Here is a 19766-nt window from a genome sequence, read left to right on the forward strand (position 1 = left end):
TCACTCCCGCGCGTCTCGTTCGGCCTGCCCGACCGGGCAGACGGCGTTGTCGGTGCAGCAGACCCGATCGCACAAGCGGCACAGTCTGTTCGAGTCACCGGCCGTACCGTGCAGTCGGGTGAGCAGCTTGGTCGTCAATCCGGTCAACTCCCGTCGCTCCCTTTCGTCGAGCCCGGAAACCAAATCCCGCAACGCTTCCGCACGGGCCGTGAGGATGCGCTCGGCCGCTCGCCGACCCGCCTCGGTGAGCTCCACGCCCACGACCCGCCCACTCGCCCGCGTTCTGCGGACCAGCCCGGCCCGTTCCAGCCCGTCGACCATGCGCACCGCCGCCGACTGCGTCACCCCCACCCGGCGACCCACCTCGCTCACGCCGATGCCGGGGGCGGTCGCCAGGGTCACGAGGGCGCCCGCCCCGCTCGTGCCGACCGTCCCCACCTCACGGATTCGGGTGAGCATCAGGTCGTTGACGGCCAGGACGGTCGCGCCGAGCAAATTGGCCAACCGGGTGTCATGCATGAGTCATGCATACCCTTTCGAGCTGCGACCAATCGCCGCCCCCGCGATGCCCCCGGACGGCGTCTGAGCGCGCGGCACGTGCTCTTCGGCCCGAGGTCGCGAACCCGGTGCGGCGGGCCAGATTCGGGGCGGCACAATACGCGCGTCTCAGGGGCCGGTGCTCGATCCGGACCCCGGCACCCCGGAACTCCGGAAAGTTCTGGGCGACAAGCTGATTCGTCCCCGGCAGCGGGACGGCACGCGGCCGCTGTCGAGACCCGGACGGTGTCCGAGGGCGCGTGTCCTTCGGTTGCCGTGATCCGGACGGTGTCCAGGCGCGCAGCTGATGAGCGATCGCGGCGACAGTGCTGCGGGGCGGTGCCCGGCGTGCCCCGCGACCGCCGCTCGCTCGCTGCTGTGGGCAGATCTGCTGTGGGCAGCGTGGGGCGCGATCGGGCGTATTCCTGGGGCAGGCTCGGAACATGGCTCAGGACAACAACACTCCGCTGTTCGGTTGGCGGGCGCGGGAGCAGCTGCTGGCGCGGCGCATCGTGGTGCTCGACGGTCCGCTCGACGACGACAACGGCACCCTGCTGATGACCCAGATCCTCACGCTGGCGGCCGAGGATCCGCAGGCGGGGGTCTCGCTGTGGATCCATTCGCCCGGCGGGTCGGTGCCGTCGATGCTGGCGATCCGCGACACCATGCGGCTGGTGCCGTGCGAGGTGTCGACGCTGGCGCTCGGAACCGCGTACAGCGCGGGGCAATTCCTGCTCTCGTCGGGGACGAAGGGGCGGCGGTACGCGCTGCCGCACGCGCGGGTGCTCATGCATCAGGGCTCGGCGGGGATCGGCGGCAGCGCGGGGGAGGTCGAGATCCAGGCCGACGATCTGCGGCACACCATCCAGACGGTGCTGGGCCTCATCGCCGAGGACACCGGTCAGCCCTACGAGCGGGTCTACGAGGATTCGCTGCACGACCGCTACTTCACCGCGCAGCAGGCGCTGGAGTACGGCTTCATCGACAAGATCGTCGACTCGTTCGGTCAGGTCATTCCGCAACGGCAGAAGGTGGGCATCTCGTGACCAGCTACACCATCCCCAATGTCATCGCCCAGCATCCGCGCGGCGAGCGCATCATGGACGTCTACTCGCACCTGCTCACCGAGCGCATCGTCTACCTGGGCACCCCCATCGATTCCGGCGTCGCCAACGCCCTCATCGCCCAGCTCCTGCACCTCGACGCCGACAGCCCCGGCCAGGAGATCAACCTCTACATCAACTGCGAGGGCGGCGACCTCTCGGCCATGCTCGCCATCTACGACACCATGCAACACGTCTCCTCCCCCGTGGCCACCACCTGCGTGGGCCAGGCCATAGCCGTCGGCGGCGTCCTCCTCGCCGCCGGCGCCCCCGGCCACCGCTCGGTCCTCCCCCACGCCCGCGTCGTCCTCCACCAGCCCGCCGCCCGAGGCCAGGGCACCATCCCCGACCTCATCCTCCAAGCCGACGAACTGGTCCGCATGCGAGCCGAAATCGAATCCATCCTCGCCCACCACACCGGCCAATCCGTGGAAACCCTCCGCCACGACACCGACCGCGACCGAGTCTTCACCGCCCAAGCCGCCATCGACTACGGCCTCGTCGACAAGGTCCTAGGCGCCCGCCCCTAACCCCAGCCCCACGAACCCAGCCGCACCCTTTATTCGAATCCGCACCCGTTTCAGAGCCCTGGAAGGGGTGCGGATCCAAATAAAGGGTGCGTCTGGTGTTGCCGGACCTGGGGGCCGGGCCGTTTTTTGGGGGGGGTGGTCAGGCAGCCAGGAGGGTGGGGGTGGCAGTGCGGTGGGGAGCCGTCGGGCGGAGGAGGGCGGCGGTGCGGTGGTGGCGGAGGTCGGTGGCCACCTGCTCGGTGAGGTTCGCGAGGGTGGTGCCGAGGGCTCCGGCGAGGGCGGCGATCATCTCGCTCGAGGGCTCTTTGCGGCCGCGTTCGATCTCGGAGAGGTATTGGGGGGAAATGCCTGCGCGCGCGGCGGTTTCGGCGAGGGTCTCGTCGTGGTCGCGGCGGAGGGTGCGAAGGCGGCGGCCGAGTACCTCGCGCCAGAGGGGTTCGCGCACCGGCTCGTCCTCGCGCCCGCCGGGGATGGAGTGCAGTCTGGGATGCTCGGCCATGGTATGAGCCTACGGTCCGAAACCATTGGCCTGCCCTGTGATTACGCTCAGGGCGTACAAAGGGGCGCGATTTCGGTGTACGGCAGGCGCTTCGAGGTCGATTTCGGGCAGTACTGTCGTCCCGCATCCGCTTCAGGGGCGACACCCAAGCACCACTGCCGCCCCGCAACGGCCTCGGGGACGAAGCTAGACCCCCACGGCCGACTTGACGACGGTGCGAGCAGCGATTGCGGCCCGGCACCCGCTTCGAGGACGCCGAGCCTGGCTTCGCGAGCGATACCGGGCTCTCCAACGCCCCGCAGCCGCTTCGAACCCGAAGCGGCTGCGTCGAACGGCAGAGCCGAGCGTCAGTTGGGGCGGCCGATGGCCGCGGCCATTACTCGTACCGCGGAGACGAGGCCGTCGATGAGCTCTCCCTGGCGCAGGGAGGCGAGCGCCGCTGTGACGCCGAGTTGGCATACGCGGTCGTTGACCCGGTCGGCGACCTCGCGGCCCGAGCGGACCTCGACGGCGTGCTCGTTGGGGGAGACGGCGATGAGGACCGAGTGGGCGGCCTCGGGGGTCGACGGGAACAGGGTGTCGACGCCGGTGGCGGGGTCCGCGCCCAGGTCGCCGATGTAGATGTTGAAGCGGACCTTGGTGCTGCGGGTGGCCTCGGTGAGCGTGTTGTCCATCAGCAGGCGTTCGCGGTCGTTGAACGGCGCCTCCTTGAACACGTCGCCCGCCTCGTGCACGCCGGAGACGCGACCGCTGCTGGTCACCGCGTATCCGTGCGGCAGGTCGGCCTCGACCACCGCGGGCCATCTAGAACTTGCCACTTGCCCGGCCTCCGATCAGATTCGCCTCGGCGGATTCGATTGCGGCATGACTGCCGTGCGAGGTATGCCCGTGACCCGTCGCGGTCACCTCGTCGGTCGCACTCCACAGCACCGGCTCGGAGGTCCACTTGTCACCGAGGTTGTAGTGGACCGGCTTCTCGCCGGGCAGCGGCTTGCCGAGAAACGACAATCCGGCGATCACCGCGTAGATCACCAGCGGGATGCCGACAAAGATCAGCACTGTCTCGAGAATGCTCACGACCCAACGGTAGACGATGCGTCCGACGGCGCAATCCACCGGTGAGCCCACCGCGATCACGGGTGGGTTTCGATCACACCAGCCAGGCCGCGGCGTTCGCGGGCAGCCGCCCGTCCGCGAGGGGCGCGCTCGCCAGCAACAGCTCACCCGGCGGCAGCGGAACCGGCGCGGCGCTCGCGTTGAGAACGCACACCAGCCCACCCCGCTCGAAGACCAGGCAGTCCGCCGGACCGTGCCGCCACACCACATCCTGGACAGCGAATTCGCTTCGCCGCGAACGCAATACGAGCGCGGAACGATACAGCGACAACGTCGAATCCGGTCGCTCCGACTGGGCCCGCACGGTCAACTCGGCCCACTCCGGCGGAATCGGCAGCCACGACTGCCCGGTCGTGAACCCGAACGGCGGCCGGTCCCCCTCCCACGGAATCGGCACCCGGCAGCCGTCGCGCCCGCGCTCGGTGTGCCCGGACCGCTCCCACACCGGATCCCGCAACACCTCCTCGGGCAGATCGTCGACATTCGGCAGACCCAGCTCCGACCCGTTGTAGAGGAACACCGCGCCGGGCAGCGCCAGCTCCAGCAGGATCATCGCCCGCGCCCGCGCCACGCCGACCGGGCCACCGCCGTAGCGGGTGACCTCGCGTTCGACGTCGTGATTGGACAGCGTCCAGGTCGCGCTCGCCCCCACCCAGGTCACCGCCTGAATGGAATTGTCTATGGCGGAACGGATTTCGGCCGCGTCGAAGCCGGTCTCGGCGAGTTTGAAGTTGAAGGCCAGATGCAGTTCGTCGGGCCGCACGTATTCGCCGAACCGCACGTTGTCGTTGACCCACACCTCCCCGATCGTCACCGCCTCCGGATACTCGTCCATCACCTTGCGGATCCGCCGGTGGATGTCGTGCACGCCGGGATTGTTGAAGCGGTAGTCGTCGTCCTCGAGGTGGAACATGCCGGTCGGCACGGGATCCATATCCGGCAGGCCGGGCGGTTTGGCCATACCGTGCGCGACGTCGATGCGGAAACCGTCGATGCCGCGCTCGAGCCAGAACCGCAGCGTCCGTTCGAAATCCGCGGCGACCTCCGGATTGTCCCAGTTCAGATCGGGTTGTTCGCGAGCGAAGGTGTGCAGGTACCACTGCCCGGGGCGGCCGTCGGATTCGGTGACGCGGGTCCACGCCGGGCCGCCGAAGATGCTGGGCCAATTGTTCGGCGGCTCCGAACCGTCCGGCCCGCGCCCGTCGCGGAAGAAGTAGCGCGCCCGCTCGGCACTGCCCGGCCCTGCGGCCAACGCCGCGGCGAACCACGGGTGCTGGTCGCTGGTGTGGTTGGGCACCAGATCCATCGTGACCCGGATGCCACGCCGGTGCGCCTCGGCGATCACCTCGCGCAAGGTGTCGATGTCACCGAAGAGGGGATCGATGTCGCGCGGATCGCTGACGTCGTAGCCGCCGTCGGCCATCGGCGACCGCGTGATCGGGCAGATCCACAGCGCGTTCACCCCGAGCGCCTCGAGATAACCGAGCCGATCGCGCAGACCGCCGAGATCGCCCACGCCGTCACCATCGGAGTCGGCGAAGGATCGGGGGTACACCTGATAGAAGACCGCCGATCGCCACCACGGGTCGACGGGAGAGCCGCCGGAGGAAGGTGTCACGAAATCCCATAGTGCCAAAGATTTCCGCGGGCTTCCCGCCGAGCGAGCGGGCGTAGCGGTGATCGGACCACCGGTCGCGGCCCGCGGATGGGCTCGAAACGGTCTGCGCCGCAAGCGAATCGGTTCGACAACCTCAGAACGGCGCGTTCATGAGCGAGTTGGCCGCCATCTCCAGATAATCCAGCAACGCCTTGCGATGCTCGTCGTCGAGCACCTCCGGCTCGAGTTCGGCCACCGCGATGCGCATGCAGCGCAACCACGCGTCCCGCTCGATCGGCCCGATGGTGAACGGCATGTGCCGCATCCGCAACCGCGGATGCCCCCGCTCGTCCGAGTACGTCCGCGGCCCACCCCAGTACTGCTCGAGGAACATGCGCAGGCGTCGCTCCGCGGGCCCCAGATCCTCCTCCGGGTACAGCGGCCGCAGCACCTCGTCGTTCGCCACCTCCCGGTAGAAGGCGCTCACCAGCCGCCGGAACGTCTCCGCCCCGCCGACCGCCTCGTAGAACGACGTCACCGCCTGCTCACCCGAACTCATCGACCCTCGAATCTTCCGCTCGTCCGCTCATCCCGCTCCATTGTGCCCGGCGCGGTCGGGCGACCCCATTCTCCCGCCCGCCGCGGCGGGCGGGACCGATGTGCGCGGGCGGAACACATACCACCCCCGGGTGTAACCACGCGTTCACGAACACCACAGACGGAATGTGTCAAATCAGCTGGCAAAGGCGGCGGTTCCATGGTCAACTGAGTGGCAGTGTCTGCCCAGATACCACACGAACCGGACCATACGAATTCGGGGTTCCCATGAAGCAGCGGCACGGCGCCCGGCCACACGAGGCGAGAACACACCGACAACTCCAGCCCGCCGACGTCCACAATCGTGGGTCGGGGGCTACTCCGCTGCATGTCGTAACAGAGAATCACAGTTATCCGGGTGCGCCCGCGCACCGCACCACCGAAACCCCGCCGAACTCCGCCCCCTGGGTCAAGCGCCGGGTGTTGCTTCTGAACGCCACCTACGAGCCGCTGACCGCCCTGTCCGCGCGTCGCGCCGTCATCCTGCTGATCTGCGACAAGGCCGATCCCGTCCACCACAATCCCGAGGGTCCCGTGGTCCACTCGGCCGGTGCGTCGGTCGCCCTGCCCTCGGTGATCCGCCTGCGCAACTACGTCCGCGTCCCCTACCGCGCCCGCGTGCCCATGACCCGCGCCGCGCTGATGCACCGGGACCGATATCGCTGCGCCTACTGCGGCGGCAAGGCCGAGACCATCGATCATGTGATCCCGCGCAGCCGCGGCGGCGCGCATTCGTGGGAGAACTGCGTCGCCTCCTGCGCCCCCTGCAACCATCGCAAGGCCGACAAGCTGCTCAGCGAGATCGGGTGGACGCTGCGGCAGCCCTTGGTCTCGCCGAAGGGGCCGCATTGGCGGTTGCTGTCGACGACGGCGGATCTGGATCCGGTGTGGTTGCAGTATCTGGGTGAGGGTGCCGCGTAGGTTTCCCGAAAGACGCTGCGCGGCAAGGATTTTCGCTCCGTCGCGGAACCGGGAACGATCGCTGCCGCGCTCAGCGATCACGAAAGAGAGCACTGCTCTTGACAAGGAGTGGGTCGCTGACGCATGCTTTGAGCACACCGAGAGCAGTGCTCTCAAAGCAGAAGGAGTCACCCAGATGTCCGAGTTGCACGTCGTCACCGGAGCCGGTCCCGTCGGAACGACCGTCGCCGAGCAGTTGGCCGCCGCGGGCAAGCGGGTTCGGATCCTGACCCGCTCGGGCAGCGGTCCCGACCATCCGCTGATCGAGCGCCGTCGCGTGGATGTCACCCGCGCCGATCAATTGACCTCGGCCGCCGAGGGCGCCGTAGCGATCTACCACTGCACACACGGCTCGCGCTACGCCGCGAAGGCGTGGTGGGCGGAGCTGCCCGCGACCGAGCAGAACGTGCTCGCCGTCGCGAATCGGGTCGGCGCGGTGGTGGTCTTCCCGGAGAGCCTGTACTCCTACGGGCCGGTCGACGGACCGATGACCGAGAACATGCCCCGCACAGCCGATTTCGGTAAGCCCGCCGTCCGCGTGGCGCTGCTGCGAGCCCGCGACGAGTCGGCGACCCCGACCGTGAGCGTGGCGGCCTCCGACTTCATCGGGCCGCACGTGCGGATGTCGCACGCGGGCGAGCGCATGATCCCGAACATCCTGCGCGGCAAGGCGGTTCAGGTCTTCGGCCGTTCCGATGTGCCGCATTCGTTCACGTTCATGCCGGACCTCGCCGCGGCGATGATCAAGGCCGCCGCCGACCGGACGCTGTGGAATTCGTTCCTGCACGCCCCGACCGCCCCCGCGGTGACGATCCGGGACCTGGTCGCCGCCCTGTCCGCCGCCGCCGGTGTGCCGAGCCCGCGCGTGCTCGCCCTGCCGACGTGGACGCTGCGCGCGGCCGGTCTGATGAACGAGATGATGCGCGAACTGGCCGAGATGAACTACCAGTTCGAGCGCCCCTTCATCCTCGACTCGACCGCGAGCGAGGCGCGCCTGGGCCTGCGTCCGACGCCGATTCCCGAGGTGGCCGCCCAGACCGTGGCCTGGTGGAAAACCGTTGTCGCGCAGCCGGGTCCGCTCGCCGGTCAGCCGTACTCGCTGGCCTGAATTCCCCACGTGCCCGGCTCCAGGGCCTTGAACGTGTGCGGTTGGTCGCCCGGATAACGGATGTAGTCGCCGGGACGCAATTCGACCGGATCGTCGGACGGTCCGACCAGCGCGCGGCCCGCGGCGAGAATGACGTGTTCGATCTCACCGCGCAGATGCGGATCGGACTGCCGGGGCTGGCCGGGTTCGGCGGCGACCAGGTAGATGTCCCGCCGCACATTGGGCGGACAGGCGGCCAGCAGCGTCGCGTGATAGTTCGCCTGCGCCGAGGCCAGCACCGGCCCCTCCCCCGCCCGGATCACTTGCACCTGCGGACGCGGCGGATCCAGCAGTCGCGAGAACGGAATGCCCAGCGCCACACACAGGGCCCACAGGGTTTCGATACTCGGATTGCCGGTGCCCGATTCCAGTTGCGACAGTGTGGATTTCGCCACCCCGGCGCGCTTGGCGACCTCGGTCAGCGACAGCCCCGACCGCGTGCGCTCCCGGCGCAACGCGGCCGCGATGGCCTCCTGCGGTGGCGCGGACCGCGCGCCGTCGTGCTCGGTCATAGTGGAATCAGACAGTACCCGTGCGGGGCGTCGGCCTCGTTGACGAACCCCCGCGGCATGTTCATTATAGAAGTCATGCGTTCGATATGGCGAACATTGGATCGCACCGACCTGACCGGAATCGCGGCCGTGACCGTCGCGGTCGGCGTCATCGGCGTGTCCTACGGCGCGACGGCGGTGACCGCGGGCCTGCCGGCCTGGTTGCCGCTGCTCATGAGCCTGCTGGTGGTGGCGGGCGGCTCGGAGTTCCTGTTCATCGGCATTGTCGGGGCGGGCGGCAGCGTGATCGCGGCCGTGCTGGTCGGCCTGCTCGTCAACGCTCGCCACCTACCCTACGGACTGTCCGTCCCCGACGTCGTCGGCACCGGCTGGCGTCGCCTGATCGGCACCCATGTCATGAACGACGAGTCCGTCGCCATGGCCCTCGCCGAATCCGAGCCCGCCCGCCGCCGCGCCCGGTACTGGCTGTGCGGTGTCGGTGTCGTCCTCGCCTGGCCGGTGGGCGCCCTGCTCGGCGTGGTGATCGGAGCCGCCGTCCCCGATCCCTCGCGCTTCGGGTTGGACGCGGTCTTCCCGGCGGTCCTGCTCGCGCTGTCGCTTCCGGCGTTGCGCGGCAAGCGGACTCGGCGGGCGGTGCTCGCCGGTGCGGTCATCGCGGCGGTCACGAGCCCGTTCCTGACGGCGGGATTGCCGGTGTTGTTGGCGCTTCCGGCGGCGTTCCTGGCGTGGGGTCGGAAGGGCGGGTCGGCGTCCGACGAAAGCGCCTCCGGCGCTTCGGAGCTGGCTCCTCCGCACCGCGATCGACGGGTGAACGAGGGCTCCGATCTCGCCGATGGCCGCGAGCGTGGTGACGCTGTGGACGGGACACCCGACGGCAGGGCCGCCGTTCGTTCCCTGGCGGGCGCGTCGACCTCGTGCCCGGCTCGAGCCGTCGAGTGAATCCGCCGACGACGCTCCCGCACAACGACTTCCGAGAGACGAGGCGAAGCACGTGAATATCACCCTCCTGGCCGGAGCGGTCGCCCTCGCGGCCGGAACCTACGCCATCCGTTTCGTCGGCCCCTTGCTGCGCCGTCGGCTCGACGTCCCGCCCCGCGTCACCGAGCTGTTGGAGACCGGTTCGGTGGTCCTGCTGGTCGCCCTGGCGGTCACCGAGCTGATTCCCTCGGGCCACGCGGTGAGCTTCGCGTTGATCGCCGGTGTGGCGGTGGCCCTCGTGCTGGCCTGGCGGCGAGCGCCTCTGATCGTGGTGGCCCTGACCGCGGTCGGCGCGACCGCCTTGTTGCGGCTCGTCGGGGTCGGTTAGCGACGGTCGTGGGGAGCGCGACTACGCCGGGGTGAGCGGCATGCCCGGCCCGCGACGGCGGGCGACCGAGCCGTAGCGGGCGTCCAGCCGGAGCCAGGTGCGGGTGGCACGGACCCGGACTATCTCGCTCGCCGAGATGCGGCGGGAGTCGGCCTTGTCGCCGGAGTGCGGGATGAAATCCATTGCGGTCAGGGCGAACACGACGCGCATGGGGACCTCGACCCGTTCGGCGGCCGCGGTGACGGTGACGACGGTCTGGTCGAGCAGCGACGCCGGGGGGCCGTGGCCGCCGCCATGTTCGTTGGCCAATTCCGCGCCGCGCTCGGCCAATTCGACCAGGGCGCGCGCGGGAACGTCGTCGACGTGGGTGAAGCCGTCGGCCGGCGGGAGCGCGCCGCGCCAGGCGGAGTCCATCGAGTAGCCGAGGTCGATCGGGCCGCTCGCGTCGATGCCGCTCAGCCCGGACAGGATCACATCGCCGCTGACGGTGACGTCGTCGACGCCCAGCTCGGCGACCACCGTCCGGACCGCGAGCGCCTCGAAACCCGTTGCGGCCCAGGCCGCGACGTAATCGCCGCCGCGACGGCGCAAGCGGATGACGGCCGCGGGGTCCAGACGGGTCGCGCGGGCGACGAAGGTCGCCAGATTCTCCCGTTCGGCGGGATCCGGGACGCGCAGCACCCGCTGATCGCTGTAGTCGAAGGTCATCTCGTCGGCGGGTGCCTCAGTCGGCCTTCCACTGGCTGAGGTATTCGCGTTCCAGCGGGGACAGCCGCCGCAGGCGCTGGGACTCGATGTCGAAGGCGGCCAGCTGGGTGCTCGCGACGACCGCGGGCGCGGAACCCGCGGCGACGCCGTTGGCGCGCACCTCGTAGCCGATCGTGAAGTCCACGGTCCGCAACTGCTCGATCCACATCGCCACATCCAGCGGCGTGTCCTCGTGCCGCAACTGCGCCTTGTACCGGACGTGCAGATCGACCATCACGCAGCCCGACCGCAGACCCGAGGTCGGCCGGTCGTCGAACAGCCAGGGAATCCGGGCCTCCTCCAGCAAGGTCACCATGCGGGCGTGGTTGATGTGCTGGAAGGCGTCCATATCGGACCAGCGCACCTCGACCTTGGTATGAAACCGCCTGGGCAGCACGAGAGTCCCGTCCCCCGACCCGTTCCCGGACCGCGAATCACCACTAGTCAACGCATTACCTCCGATCGGTCGGCAGCTCCCAGTATGCCGCCTCTGTCCGCTCGGTCCCGTCCCGGCCCGCGCCGCCGCCCCCGTCGGGCGGGGCGGCGGGCACGGCCGGATCGGATTACCTCGGCACCTCCGACTGCGCGCCGACGCCGCTGACCATGCTGCGCACCTGCCGGGCCGCCACCGACAGGGTCGCCAGATCATGCGTGCCGGACTCGAACAGCTCCGACAACGCCGCGCGGGCGCGACCCAGCCGGGACTGGTTCTTCGACTCCCAGTACGCGATCTTCTCCTCGGCGGTCTCCTCCGGGTCACCCGCGGAGAGCACGTCGAGGGTCAGCGAGCGCAGCGAACTGTACATGTCGTCGCGCAGGGCGAGCCGGGCCAGCGCGTGCCAGCGGTCCCCGCGTTCGAGGTGACTGACCGCCTGCAGCAGCCAGTCGATCTTGAGGTGCTCGTTCAGCGCGTAGTACAGCGCGCCGACCTCCTCGCCGCCGCGGTCGGTGATGTCGGCGATATCGATGACGTCCAGCAGCGGGAAGAGGTTGAGCAGCCCGAAGACCTCGGCCGCCAACTCCTTCGGCGCGCCCCGGCTGATCAGCTTGGCCGACTCCTGCTCGAGGGTGTCGATGTGATGCCCGCGCAACCAGCCCGGCACCTTCGGCGCGAGTTCGTGCACCTTACCGGCGTAGCGATGGATCTCGGCGCCGACCGCGATCGGCTGCGGCCGGTTGCTGAGCAGCCAGCGCGACGCGCGATCGAGGGTGCGCTTGGTCTCGAGTTCCAGCTCGTCCTTGACCGCGGTCGCGGTGTCCGCGGCCCGGATCCGACTCCACACCGAGTGCAGATCGAAGATCTGGCTGGCCGCGGCGAACGCGCGCATGGCGTCCCCGGCGGTCGCGCCGATCTCCTCCGACAGCCGGAAGGCGTAGGTGATGCCGCCGAGATCGACCATCTCGTTGACCATCATCGTGGTGACGATCTCGCGGCGCAGCCGATGCCGCTTGATCGCCGCGCCGAATCGCTCCCGCAGCGGGGTCGGGAAGTACTTCGGCAACCGCGCCGAGAAGTGCGCGCTGTCGGGCAGTTCACCCTCGAGCAGATCGGCCTTCAACGAAAGCTTCACGTGCGCAAGCAGATTCGCCAGCTCCGGCGAGGTGAGCCCGCGCCCCTGTTCGAGCCGCTGGGTCATATCGGCGTTCGAGGGCAGCGCCTCGAGCGCCCGATCGAGTCCGCGTCGCGCTTCCAGCTCCTCGATCAGGCGCATGTGCACGTTCAGCATCCGCGGGGCCTCGGTGCGGGAGGAGCCCATGAGGAAGTTCTGCGACACATTGTCGAACAGCACCATGTCGGCGACCTCGTCGGTCATCGACGCCAGCAGCGGATTGCGGTCGGCGGCGGCCAGTTCACCGCTGGAGACCACCCCGTCCAGCAGCACCTTGATGTTGACCTCGTGGTCGGAGCAGTCCACGCCCGCCGAGTTGTCCAGCGCGTCGGTGTTGCACTTGCCGCCGTTGCGGCAGAACTCGATACGACCGAGCGCGGTGACGCCGAGGTTGCCGCCCTCGCCGATCACCTTGACCCGCAACTCGTTCGCGTTCACCCGGACGGCGTCGTTGGACTTGTCGCCGACGTCGCCGTTCGATTCGGTGGACGCCTTGATGTAGGTGCCGATACCACCGTTCCACAGCAGCTGCGCCGGCGACTTCAGGATCGCGCGGATCAGCTCGGGCGGCGACAGCGTCGTGACGTCGTCGGCCAGGCCCAGCGCCGCGCGCGCCTGCGGGCTGATCGGAATGGCCTTCACCGTGCGGTCCCACACCCCGCCGCCCTCGCTGATGAGGGAGGTGTCGTAGTCGGCCCACGACGAGCGCGGCAGCGCGAACATCCGCTCCCGTTCGGCGAACGACCGCTCCGCGTCGGGATTCGGATCCAGGAAGATGTGCCGGTGGTCGAACGCGGCCACCAGCCGGATGTGCCGCGACAGCAGCATGCCGTTGCCGAACACGTCACCGGACATGTCGCCGACGCCGACCACGGTGAAATCCGTTGTCTGCGTATCGATGTCCATCTCGGCGAAGTGCCGCTTCACGCTCTCCCACGCGCCCTTGGCCGTGATGCCCATCGCCTTGTGGTCGTATCCCGCCGAACCACCCGAGGCGAACGCGTCACCCAACCAGAACCCGTAGGACTGCGCCACCTCGTTGGCGATATCGGAGAACGTCGCGGTGCCCTTGTCGGCGGCCACCACCAGATAGGTGTCGTCGCCGTCGCGGCGCACCACCCGCGCGGGCGGCAGCACCTTGCCCGTGGCGTGGTCCACGTTGTCGGTCACGTCCAGCAGGCCGGAGATGAAGGTGCGGTAGCAGGCCACGCCCTCGGCCTGCAACGCCTGGCGGTCCGCGGCCGGATCGCCCGTGCCCGCGGGCGGATGCTTGACCACGAAGCCGCCCTTGGCGCCGACCGGCACGATGACCGCGTTCTTCACCGCCTGCGCCTTGACCAGGCCCAGAATCTCGGTGCGGAAATCCTCCAACCGGTCCGACCAGCGCAACCCGCCGCGCGCCACCGGCCCGAACCGCAGGTGCACGCCCTCGACCCGCGGCGAGTACACGAAGATCTCGAATTGCGGTCGCGGCTTGGGCAATTCGCTGATCTCGCGGGGCTCCACCTTGATCGACAGATACGGCCGGGGCTGGCCCTGCTCGTCGACGCGGTAGTAGTTGGTGCGGAGCGTCGCCTTCACCAGCGCCAGGATCGCGCGCAGGATCCGGTCGGCGTCGAGGCTGACCACCTCGTTGATCCGCTCGCGCACGGCCGTCTCGAGTTCGGCGGCCCGCTCCGCCGAGGCGGCGTCGGGATCGAACAGCGCCGCGAACAGCTCCACGAACAACCGCGCGATATCCGGCGAGGCCAGCAGCACGCGGGCGATATTGGCCTGGCTGTAGGGGAAGTCGGCCTGCTGCAGATACTTCGAGTAGGCGCGCAGGATCGATACCGAACGCCAGTGCAGACCGGCGCGCAGCACCAGCTCGTTGAGGCCGTCGGCCTCGGCACGCCCGTACCACAGCGCGTCGAACGCGTCGGTGAACCGCTCCCGCAGACCGCGCTCCTGGGCGTCCAGCGCGTCGAGCCGCTCGGAGGTCTCGACCAGTTCGGCGTCCATATTGCGGTCCAGCGATTTACGCAGCAGATCCGGCCGCGCCTGCAGGCCGAAGTCGTAGATCCACGCGCCGCGGCCGTCCTCGAATTCCACGTGATAGGGCCGCTCGTCCACGACCTCCACGCCCAGGCTCTGCAACAGCGGCAGCACCTGGCTCAGCGAGATCCCCGCGCCGACGTAGAGCGTGAAACGCCAGGAGCCGGGCTGGGATTCGGGCCGTCGGTACAGATGGTGATCGATCCGGTCGGCCGCGAGCCGCTCCAGCCGGATGATGTCGGCCATCGCCCGGCTGGGCTCGAAGTCCTCCTTGTAGGCGTCCGGCAGCGCGGCCGAATACCGTTGCACCACAGCGGGATCCAGCAGCGCCGAGGCCGCCGACTCGTCGCGCAGGTGGTCGGCCCAGGTGCGGCTGGCCTCGGCGAGCAGCGCCTGGATGCGCTGCCGATTGGCCTCGGAGGTGTCCACCCGGGTGCCCGGTTCGGGCAGGCGCACGGTGAAATACACGCTCGCCAGCTCGCTTTCGGAGACGCGCGCCGAGTAGTCGATCGACACGCCGCCGAGTTCGCGCACGAGGATGTCCTGGATCTCCAGCCGCACCCGGGTGGTGTAGCGGTCCCGCGGCAGATAGACCATGCAGGCCACGAATCTGCCGTAGGAATCCGAGCGCAGGAACAACCGCACCTGCCGCCGCATGCCCACATTGAGCACCGCGCTCGCGGTGCGCCGCATGGTCTCGATATCGGAGGAGAACAGCTCGGTGCGCGGGAAGGACTGGATCACCTCGAGCATGGCCTGCCCGGAGAACGAGTCCAGATCGAATCCGCTCTGCTCGATCACCGTCCGCACCCGCCGCTCCACGACGGGGATGTCGAGCACGTTCTCGTGCATGGCCGCCACGGTGAACACGCCGATGAACAGATGTTCGCCGGTGACCGCGCCTGCGCCGTCGAATTCGGCGACGCCGACGAAGTACGGATACACCGAACGGTGCACGGTGGCCGGGACCAAGCCCTGGGTCAGCATCAGCAGCGGCCGGTTGCCGCCGTTGACCGGAACCTCGAAGTCGGTGCCCACGTTCGGCCGCAGCACGCCGAGGCAACTGTCCGGAACCACAACGGATTTCGCGTCGTCGCGCCGGTAGCGGGCGTAGCCGAGCACCGTGAAGTGGCCCGCAGCCAGCCAGCGCAGCAACCGCGCGCAGTCGACGAGATCGGTCCGGCTGAACGGCGCCGTGTCCGAGTCGGCGGCTGCCTCGAGGTCGGCGGCCAGCCGCTCCTGCACGGTGTCCATCGCCTCGGTGTCGCCGATCACCTGCCGCACGTCGGTGAGGACGTCGGGAATCGAGGCCTCGACGCGGTCGAGCAGTTCCGGGCTGGTCGCCGGATGCAGTTGCACGTGCATCCACGACTCCCGCAGGCCCGTGTTGCCGTTGCCGTCCACCCCGTGCGGTTCGGCGGATTCGAGCCGACCCGAATCGTCGCGCGTCACTTCGAAGATCGGATGGATGATCTCGCTGATGCTGACGCCCATCCGGCTCAGCGAGGAGGTCACCGACTCCACCAGCAGGGGCATGTCGTCGGTGACCATCTGCACGGCGGCCCCGAGACCGGAGCCGTCGTCGGGCTGGTACACGCGCACCCGGGACGCGCCCGGTGGTCGATGCATGCCCAGTTCGATGTGCCTGCGGAACACCTGGAGCGAACTCCCCGTGATCGCACAGTCGACGTCGCCGGCGTCCACGTGGCGGAAGTATGCCTCCTCGAGGGCGGCGAGTTCGCCGCGCAACTGCTCCGGCAAACCCGCGACCCACGCCGCGCTGGACAATTCGGACGAGACCGTCATTTTCTTCGCCAACTCCCTCGGATTCGGTTCCGTAACAAAGTGACGCCGGGGTCGAGAGTAGCTGGGTGCCGGAGCAGCCGGGAGGGAATCTTTCCAAAGCCACGGCAAAGTCCGAACGCCCGACCGGTTGCTCGAAGACGAATTCGCCCGCGTACCAGCCGAACACGCTGATGGTACGCCTAGCACGTTGCGCCGACAGGGTTTTGGGCGCCCGCCCGCCGTGGCCGGTTGACACTATTCGCCTATAAGTAACCGAGCAGTAGCCAGCTCCTTGCTGTATGACACAGGTGCAACGAGCCGCGACGATCAGGGATTCGGGTGATGGGCCATCACCCGGGAGGGGCACCCCGGCACGGGGAGCCCCCGGGCTGGATCAGTCGCGGGTGAGCTTGCGGTGGGTGACCCGGTGCGGACGCGCCGCGTCCGGACCCAGCCGCTCCACCTTGTTCGCCTCGTACGCCTCGAAGTTCCCCTCGAACCAGAACCACTTGGCCGGGTTGGTGTCGTCACCCTCCCAGGCGAGGATGTGGGTACAGGTGCGGTCGAGGAACCAGCGGTCGTGGGAGATGACCACGGCGCAGCCGGGGAACTGCTCGAGCGCGTTCTCCAGCGAGCCCAGAGTCTCCACGTCGAGGTCGTTGGTCGGCTCGTCGAGCAGGATCAGGTTGCCGCCCTGCTTGAGCGTCAGCGCCAGGTTCAGCCGGTTGCGCTCACCACCGGAGAGCACGCCCGCGGGCTTCTGCTGATCCGGGCCCTTGAACCCGAACGCGGAAACGTATGCGCGCGAAGGCATTTCCTGGGTGCCGACCTCGATGTAGTCGAGGCCGTCGGAGACCACCTGCCACACCGTCTTCTTCGGATCGATGCCGCCGCGGTTCTGGTCGACGTAGCTCAGCTTGACCGTGTCGCCGACCTTCACCGTGCCGCTGTCGGGCTGTTCCAGGCCGACGATGGTCTTGAACAGCGTCGTCTTACCGACACCGTTGGGACCGATGACGCCGACGATGCCGTTGCGCGGCAACGTGAACGACAGATCCTTGATCAGCTGGCGGTCGCCGAAGCCCTTGTCCAGGTGCTCGACCTCCACCACGACACTGCCCAGGCGCGGGCCCGCGGGGATCTGGATCTCCTCGAAGTCCAATTTCCGCATCTTCTCGGCCTCGGCGGCCATCTCCTCGTACCGGTCGAGGCGGGCCTTGTTCTTGGCCTGGCGGGCCTTGGCGCCCGAACGCACCCAGGCGAGTTCGTCCTTGAGGCGCTTCTGCAGCTTCTGGTCCTTCTTGCCCTGCACCTCGAGGCGCTCGGCCTTCTTCTCCAGGTAGGTGGAGTAGTTGCCCTCGTACGGGTAGGCGCGGCCGCGGTCGAGCTCGAGGATCCACCCGGCCACGTTGTCGAGGAAGTACCGGTCGTGGGTGACGGCCAGCACCGCGCCCTGGTACTGGGCCAAGTGCTGTTCGAGCCACTGCACGCTCTCGGCGTCGAGGTGGTTGGTGGGCTCGTCGAGCAGCAGCAGGTCGGGCTTGCTCAGCAGCAGCTTGCACAGCGCGACGCGGCGGCGCTCACCACCGGAGAGGTTGGTGACCGGCTCGTCCGGCGGCGGGCAGCGCAGCGCGTCCATCGCCTGCTCGAGCTGGGAGTCGAGATCCCAGGCGTCGGCGTGGTCGAGGTCCTCCTGTAGCTTGCCCATCTCGTCCATGAGCTCGTCGGAGTAGTCGGTGGCCATGAGTTCGGCGATCTCGTTGAAGCGGTCCAGCTTCACCTTGATCTCGCCGAGACCCTCCTCGACATTGCCGCGAACGGTCTTCTCCTCGTTCAGCGGCGGCTCCTGCTGCAGGATGCCGACGGTCGCGCCGGGGGCGAGCCACGCCTCGCCGTTGTTCGGCTGGTCCAGTCCGGCCATGATCTTCAGCACGCTCGATTTACCGGCGCCGTTCGGACCGACGACGCCGATCTTGGCGCCGGGAAGGAAGTTCAGGGTCACATCGTCGAGCACGACCTTGTCGCCGTGTGCCTTCCGAACTTTCCTCATCTGATAGATGAACTCAGCCATGTGCGAAAGCCTATCGGTAAGTGGTTGTCTGATTCCGCCCACCGCCCCGCTGGGCACGACCCCTCGGGCGGCGGACGCTCGGGCTGGTACGGACGGGCCGGATCAGGCCGTCCGGAGGTCCTCGCGGGTCGCCTCGACACTATCGAAAGTTTCGGGCGGCGACGGCGGGCGCTCGGTCTGTTCCTCGCCCCCTCGTTCGGCAACGATCGAGCCGTTCGACGAGTTCCCGGAGCCGCGGCGGACCACCTCGGCCGAACATCGCGCCAGATCCGGCCCGACCGCGGTGGCGCGCATCTCCAGATCGCGGCGCTGCACGCCATCCTTGGTCGCGTACTCGGTGGAGCGCAGTTGTCCGTAGACGATGATCGGGTCGCCGCGTCGGATCGAGGCGTCCACCCCCTCGACCAATCGGCGCCAGCAGTTGACGGTGAGATACAGCGTGCCGTTGTCCACCCAGCCGCCGCTCTCGCGGTCGAACCGGCGGGAATTGCTGGCCATGCGGAACGTCACCACCTGATCGCCGCCCGGCAGGCTGCGCCGCACCGGATGGGTGATGACGTTGCCGACGACGGCCGTGTTCGCCTCGTACATGCTTCCACCCCTTGCCTTTTCGACGTTTCGACAGTTCGCGGATCTCGCTTCCGGCCGCAACCCCTCGGCCGGTGGAACACGTCCAACTCTCCTCGGCGATCGGCCTCGGCGAAAGGTCGAATCGAGATTTGTGGATGGATTTCCGGTTGTGGATTCCGCCTGTTTCGGACCACCCCGCCGACACCCGCCGACCTGCGCCGGAACCGTTGCGCCCCCCGAACTCTCGGCATCGCGCATGTCCCCCGGCGGTGATACGGTTCTGCGCGTGGCGGCGGTCGATCCGCGTTGCGGCCGTTGACATCCCAGCACTTGCGCTGACCGCGCACGCGAGCAGAGAGCACGACGACCCATGCATCATCCCTTCCGCTTTCCGCGACTGCTGCTGGCCCTGGCGGCCGCCCTGGCCCTGGCCGTCGCGATACCGTCCCAGGCGCGGGCCGCGATGGGCACCGCCGCGCCGGGGATGGCGCTGAACACCGACGACAAACGGTGCAGCCTGGGGCTGAGCGGTTTCCTGGGCGGGGTCGAGTACGGGGTCACGGCGGGCCACTGCTTCGAGGGCGGCAAGGACGTCTTCGCGCACGACGGATCGCGAGTGGGCGTGTACGACCAGGGCTTCGGCACCGACGACACCGTGGGCGACCTCGGTTTCGCGCTGGTCCGCTACGCGTCGTCGGTCACCGCGGCCAGCACACTGTCGAACCGGCTGACGATCACCACCGCCGACGGCACGGCCGCGGTCGGCGACGAGATCTGTCACGTCGGCTCCACCACCGGCATCACCTGCGGGACGGTGACCGCGCTGCAGAACGGCTACTTCGTGGCCGACTTCCCTTCGGAGAAGGGCGATTCCGGCGGCATCGTCTACCGCCGCAGCGGCCGGGACACCGCCGACTTCCTCGGCATCCTGATCGGCACCAAGGACGGCGGCGGCATCGTGGTCGAGTCGGCGAACTACCTGCGCGACACCATCAACGCCCACGCGGGCGGACACTTCGACTGGCATCTGCCCTCGGCGCAATGA

19 protein-coding genes are annotated in these 19766 nt (G+C 68.8%); 7 read left to right on the forward strand and 12 right to left on the reverse strand.

Annotated features, from left to right (window positions below; all coding sequences use genetic code 11):
- Entirely contained in the window at window positions 1-519 is a 519-nt protein-coding gene (locus ACFYTQ_RS27915; protein WP_387367268.1) for a MarR family winged helix-turn-helix transcriptional regulator, read from the reverse strand.
- A 461-nt stretch (window positions 520-980) separates the two neighbouring features.
- Here ACFYTQ_RS27915 and ACFYTQ_RS27920 point away from each other — a divergent pair, with 461 nt between their 5' ends.
- Window positions 981-1583: a ClpP family protease gene (locus tag ACFYTQ_RS27920; RefSeq protein ID WP_387367271.1), complete on the forward strand. Its 603-nt coding sequence runs from the start codon at window positions 981-983 to the stop codon at window positions 1581-1583.
- Complete coding sequence (locus tag ACFYTQ_RS27925; protein ID WP_387367274.1) at window positions 1580-2170, forward strand: ClpP family protease; 591 nt, start codon at window positions 1580-1582, stop codon at window positions 2168-2170. Before ACFYTQ_RS27920 ends, ACFYTQ_RS27925 begins: the two co-directional genes overlap by 4 nt.
- A 139-nt stretch (window positions 2171-2309) precedes the next feature.
- On the opposite strand, the gene ACFYTQ_RS27930 is transcribed toward ACFYTQ_RS27925, so the two are convergent.
- The 5 genes from ACFYTQ_RS27930 to ACFYTQ_RS27950 form a co-directional block, all read right to left on the reverse strand.
- On the reverse strand, window positions 2310-2669 hold the full coding sequence (locus ACFYTQ_RS27930) for a helix-turn-helix domain-containing protein (protein ID WP_387367277.1): 360 nt from the start codon (window positions 2667-2669) through the stop codon (window positions 2310-2312).
- Window positions 2670-3016: 347 nt separating this feature from the next.
- A complete protein-coding gene (locus ACFYTQ_RS27935; RefSeq protein WP_387367280.1) occupies window positions 3017-3487 on the reverse strand; it encodes a DUF5130 domain-containing protein in 471 nt (156 codons plus the stop codon).
- Complete coding sequence (locus tag ACFYTQ_RS27940) at window positions 3474-3746, reverse strand: hypothetical protein (RefSeq protein WP_387367283.1); 273 nt, start codon at window positions 3744-3746, stop codon at window positions 3474-3476. Before ACFYTQ_RS27940 ends, ACFYTQ_RS27935 begins: the two co-directional genes overlap by 14 nt.
- A 73-nt stretch (window positions 3747-3819) precedes the next feature.
- Window positions 3820-5403 carry a glycoside hydrolase family 13 protein gene (locus tag ACFYTQ_RS27945; protein WP_387367286.1) on the reverse strand — a complete coding sequence of 528 codons (1584 nt, stop codon included), beginning with the start codon at window positions 5401-5403 and terminating at the stop codon, window positions 3820-3822.
- 133 nt (window positions 5404-5536) lie between these two features.
- Window positions 5537-5941 carry a globin gene (locus tag ACFYTQ_RS27950; protein ID WP_387367289.1) on the reverse strand — a complete coding sequence of 135 codons (405 nt, stop codon included), beginning with the start codon at window positions 5939-5941 and terminating at the stop codon, window positions 5537-5539.
- Window positions 5942-6207: 266 nt separating this feature from the next.
- Between ACFYTQ_RS27950 and ACFYTQ_RS27955 the strand changes: the two genes are divergently transcribed.
- Window positions 6208-6900, forward strand: a complete 693-nt coding sequence (locus tag ACFYTQ_RS27955; RefSeq protein WP_387367292.1) for an HNH endonuclease — start codon at window positions 6208-6210, stop codon at window positions 6898-6900.
- Window positions 6901-7075: 175 nt separating this feature from the next.
- Window positions 7076-8047, forward strand: a complete 972-nt coding sequence (locus ACFYTQ_RS27960) for an NAD-dependent epimerase/dehydratase family protein (RefSeq protein WP_387367295.1) — start codon at window positions 7076-7078, stop codon at window positions 8045-8047.
- On the opposite strand, the gene ACFYTQ_RS27965 is transcribed toward ACFYTQ_RS27960, so the two are convergent.
- Entirely contained in the window at window positions 8026-8598 is a 573-nt protein-coding gene (locus ACFYTQ_RS27965) for a helix-turn-helix domain-containing protein (RefSeq protein WP_387367298.1), read from the reverse strand. The two genes, ACFYTQ_RS27960 and ACFYTQ_RS27965, sit on opposite strands and share 22 nt — an antisense overlap.
- A gap of 75 nt (window positions 8599-8673) precedes the next feature.
- On the opposite strand from ACFYTQ_RS27965, the gene ACFYTQ_RS27970 reads away from it, so the two are divergent.
- On the forward strand, window positions 8674-9537 hold the full coding sequence (locus tag ACFYTQ_RS27970; RefSeq protein ID WP_387367301.1) for an AzlC family ABC transporter permease: 864 nt from the start codon (window positions 8674-8676) through the stop codon (window positions 9535-9537).
- 52 nt (window positions 9538-9589) lie between these two features.
- Window positions 9590-9904 (forward strand): AzlD domain-containing protein, encoded by a 315-nt coding sequence (locus ACFYTQ_RS27975; protein WP_387367304.1) that lies wholly within the window; start codon window positions 9590-9592, stop codon window positions 9902-9904.
- A 21-nt stretch (window positions 9905-9925) separates the two neighbouring features.
- Here the strand turns inward: ACFYTQ_RS27975 and ACFYTQ_RS27980 are convergent, their stop codons facing one another.
- From ACFYTQ_RS27980 to ssb, 5 genes are all read right to left on the reverse strand, one after another.
- Window positions 9926-10612 (reverse strand): hypothetical protein, encoded by a 687-nt coding sequence (locus tag ACFYTQ_RS27980; protein WP_387367307.1) that lies wholly within the window; start codon window positions 10610-10612, stop codon window positions 9926-9928.
- 16 nt (window positions 10613-10628) lie between these two features.
- Entirely contained in the window at window positions 10629-11048 is a 420-nt protein-coding gene (locus tag ACFYTQ_RS27985; protein WP_387367532.1) for an acyl-CoA thioesterase, read from the reverse strand.
- Window positions 11049-11214: 166 nt separating this feature from the next.
- Window positions 11215-16101, reverse strand: coding sequence for an NAD-glutamate dehydrogenase (locus ACFYTQ_RS27990; protein ID WP_387367310.1), 4887 nt, complete (start codon window positions 16099-16101; stop codon window positions 11215-11217).
- A gap of 373 nt (window positions 16102-16474) precedes the next feature.
- The gene (gene ettA, locus ACFYTQ_RS27995; RefSeq protein ID WP_387367313.1) at window positions 16475-18151 is read right to left on the reverse strand and encodes an energy-dependent translational throttle protein EttA; all 1677 of its coding nucleotides are present in this window, start codon (window positions 18149-18151) and stop codon (window positions 16475-16477) included.
- Window positions 18152-18253: 102 nt separating this feature from the next.
- The gene (gene ssb, locus ACFYTQ_RS28000) at window positions 18254-18742 is read right to left on the reverse strand and encodes a single-stranded DNA-binding protein (RefSeq protein WP_387367316.1); all 489 of its coding nucleotides are present in this window, start codon (window positions 18740-18742) and stop codon (window positions 18254-18256) included.
- Between the two features lie 349 nt (window positions 18743-19091).
- Between ssb and ACFYTQ_RS28005 the strand changes: the two genes are divergently transcribed.
- Entirely contained in the window at window positions 19092-19766 is a 675-nt protein-coding gene (locus ACFYTQ_RS28005; protein ID WP_387367319.1) for a hypothetical protein, read from the forward strand.

The sequence above is a fragment of the Nocardia sp. NPDC004068 genome, assembly GCF_042874315.1.
Lineage (GTDB): Bacteria > Actinomycetota > Actinomycetes > Mycobacteriales > Mycobacteriaceae > Nocardia.

Coding starts and splice junctions, on each gene's coding strand:
- ACFYTQ_RS27915 (WP_387367268.1), bottom strand. CDS start 519: ATGCATGACACCCGGTTGGCCAATTTGCTCGGCGCGACCGTCCTGGCC.
- ACFYTQ_RS27920 (WP_387367271.1), top strand. CDS start 981: ATGGCTCAGGACAACAACACTCCGCTGTTCGGTTGGCGGGCGCGGGAG.
- ACFYTQ_RS27930 (WP_387367277.1), bottom strand. CDS start 2,669: ATGGCCGAGCATCCCAGACTGCACTCCATCCCCGGCGGGCGCGAGGAC.
- ACFYTQ_RS27950 (WP_387367289.1), bottom strand. CDS start 5,941: ATGAGTTCGGGTGAGCAGGCGGTGACGTCGTTCTACGAGGCGGTCGGC.
- ACFYTQ_RS27955 (WP_387367292.1), top strand. CDS start 6,208: ATGAAGCAGCGGCACGGCGCCCGGCCACACGAGGCGAGAACACACCGA.
- ACFYTQ_RS27960 (WP_387367295.1), top strand. CDS start 7,076: ATGTCCGAGTTGCACGTCGTCACCGGAGCCGGTCCCGTCGGAACGACC.
- ACFYTQ_RS27965 (WP_387367298.1), bottom strand. CDS start 8,598: ATGACCGAGCACGACGGCGCGCGGTCCGCGCCACCGCAGGAGGCCATC.
- ACFYTQ_RS27970 (WP_387367301.1), top strand. CDS start 8,674: ATGCGTTCGATATGGCGAACATTGGATCGCACCGACCTGACCGGAATC.
- ACFYTQ_RS27980 (WP_387367307.1), bottom strand. CDS start 10,612: ATGACCTTCGACTACAGCGATCAGCGGGTGCTGCGCGTCCCGGATCCC.
- ACFYTQ_RS27990 (WP_387367310.1), bottom strand. CDS start 16,101: ATGACGGTCTCGTCCGAATTGTCCAGCGCGGCGTGGGTCGCGGGTTTG.
- ettA (WP_387367313.1), bottom strand. CDS start 18,151: ATGGCTGAGTTCATCTATCAGATGAGGAAAGTTCGGAAGGCACACGGC.
- ssb (WP_387367316.1), bottom strand. CDS start 18,742: ATGTACGAGGCGAACACGGCCGTCGTCGGCAACGTCATCACCCATCCG.
- ACFYTQ_RS28005 (WP_387367319.1), top strand. CDS start 19,092: ATGCATCATCCCTTCCGCTTTCCGCGACTGCTGCTGGCCCTGGCGGCC.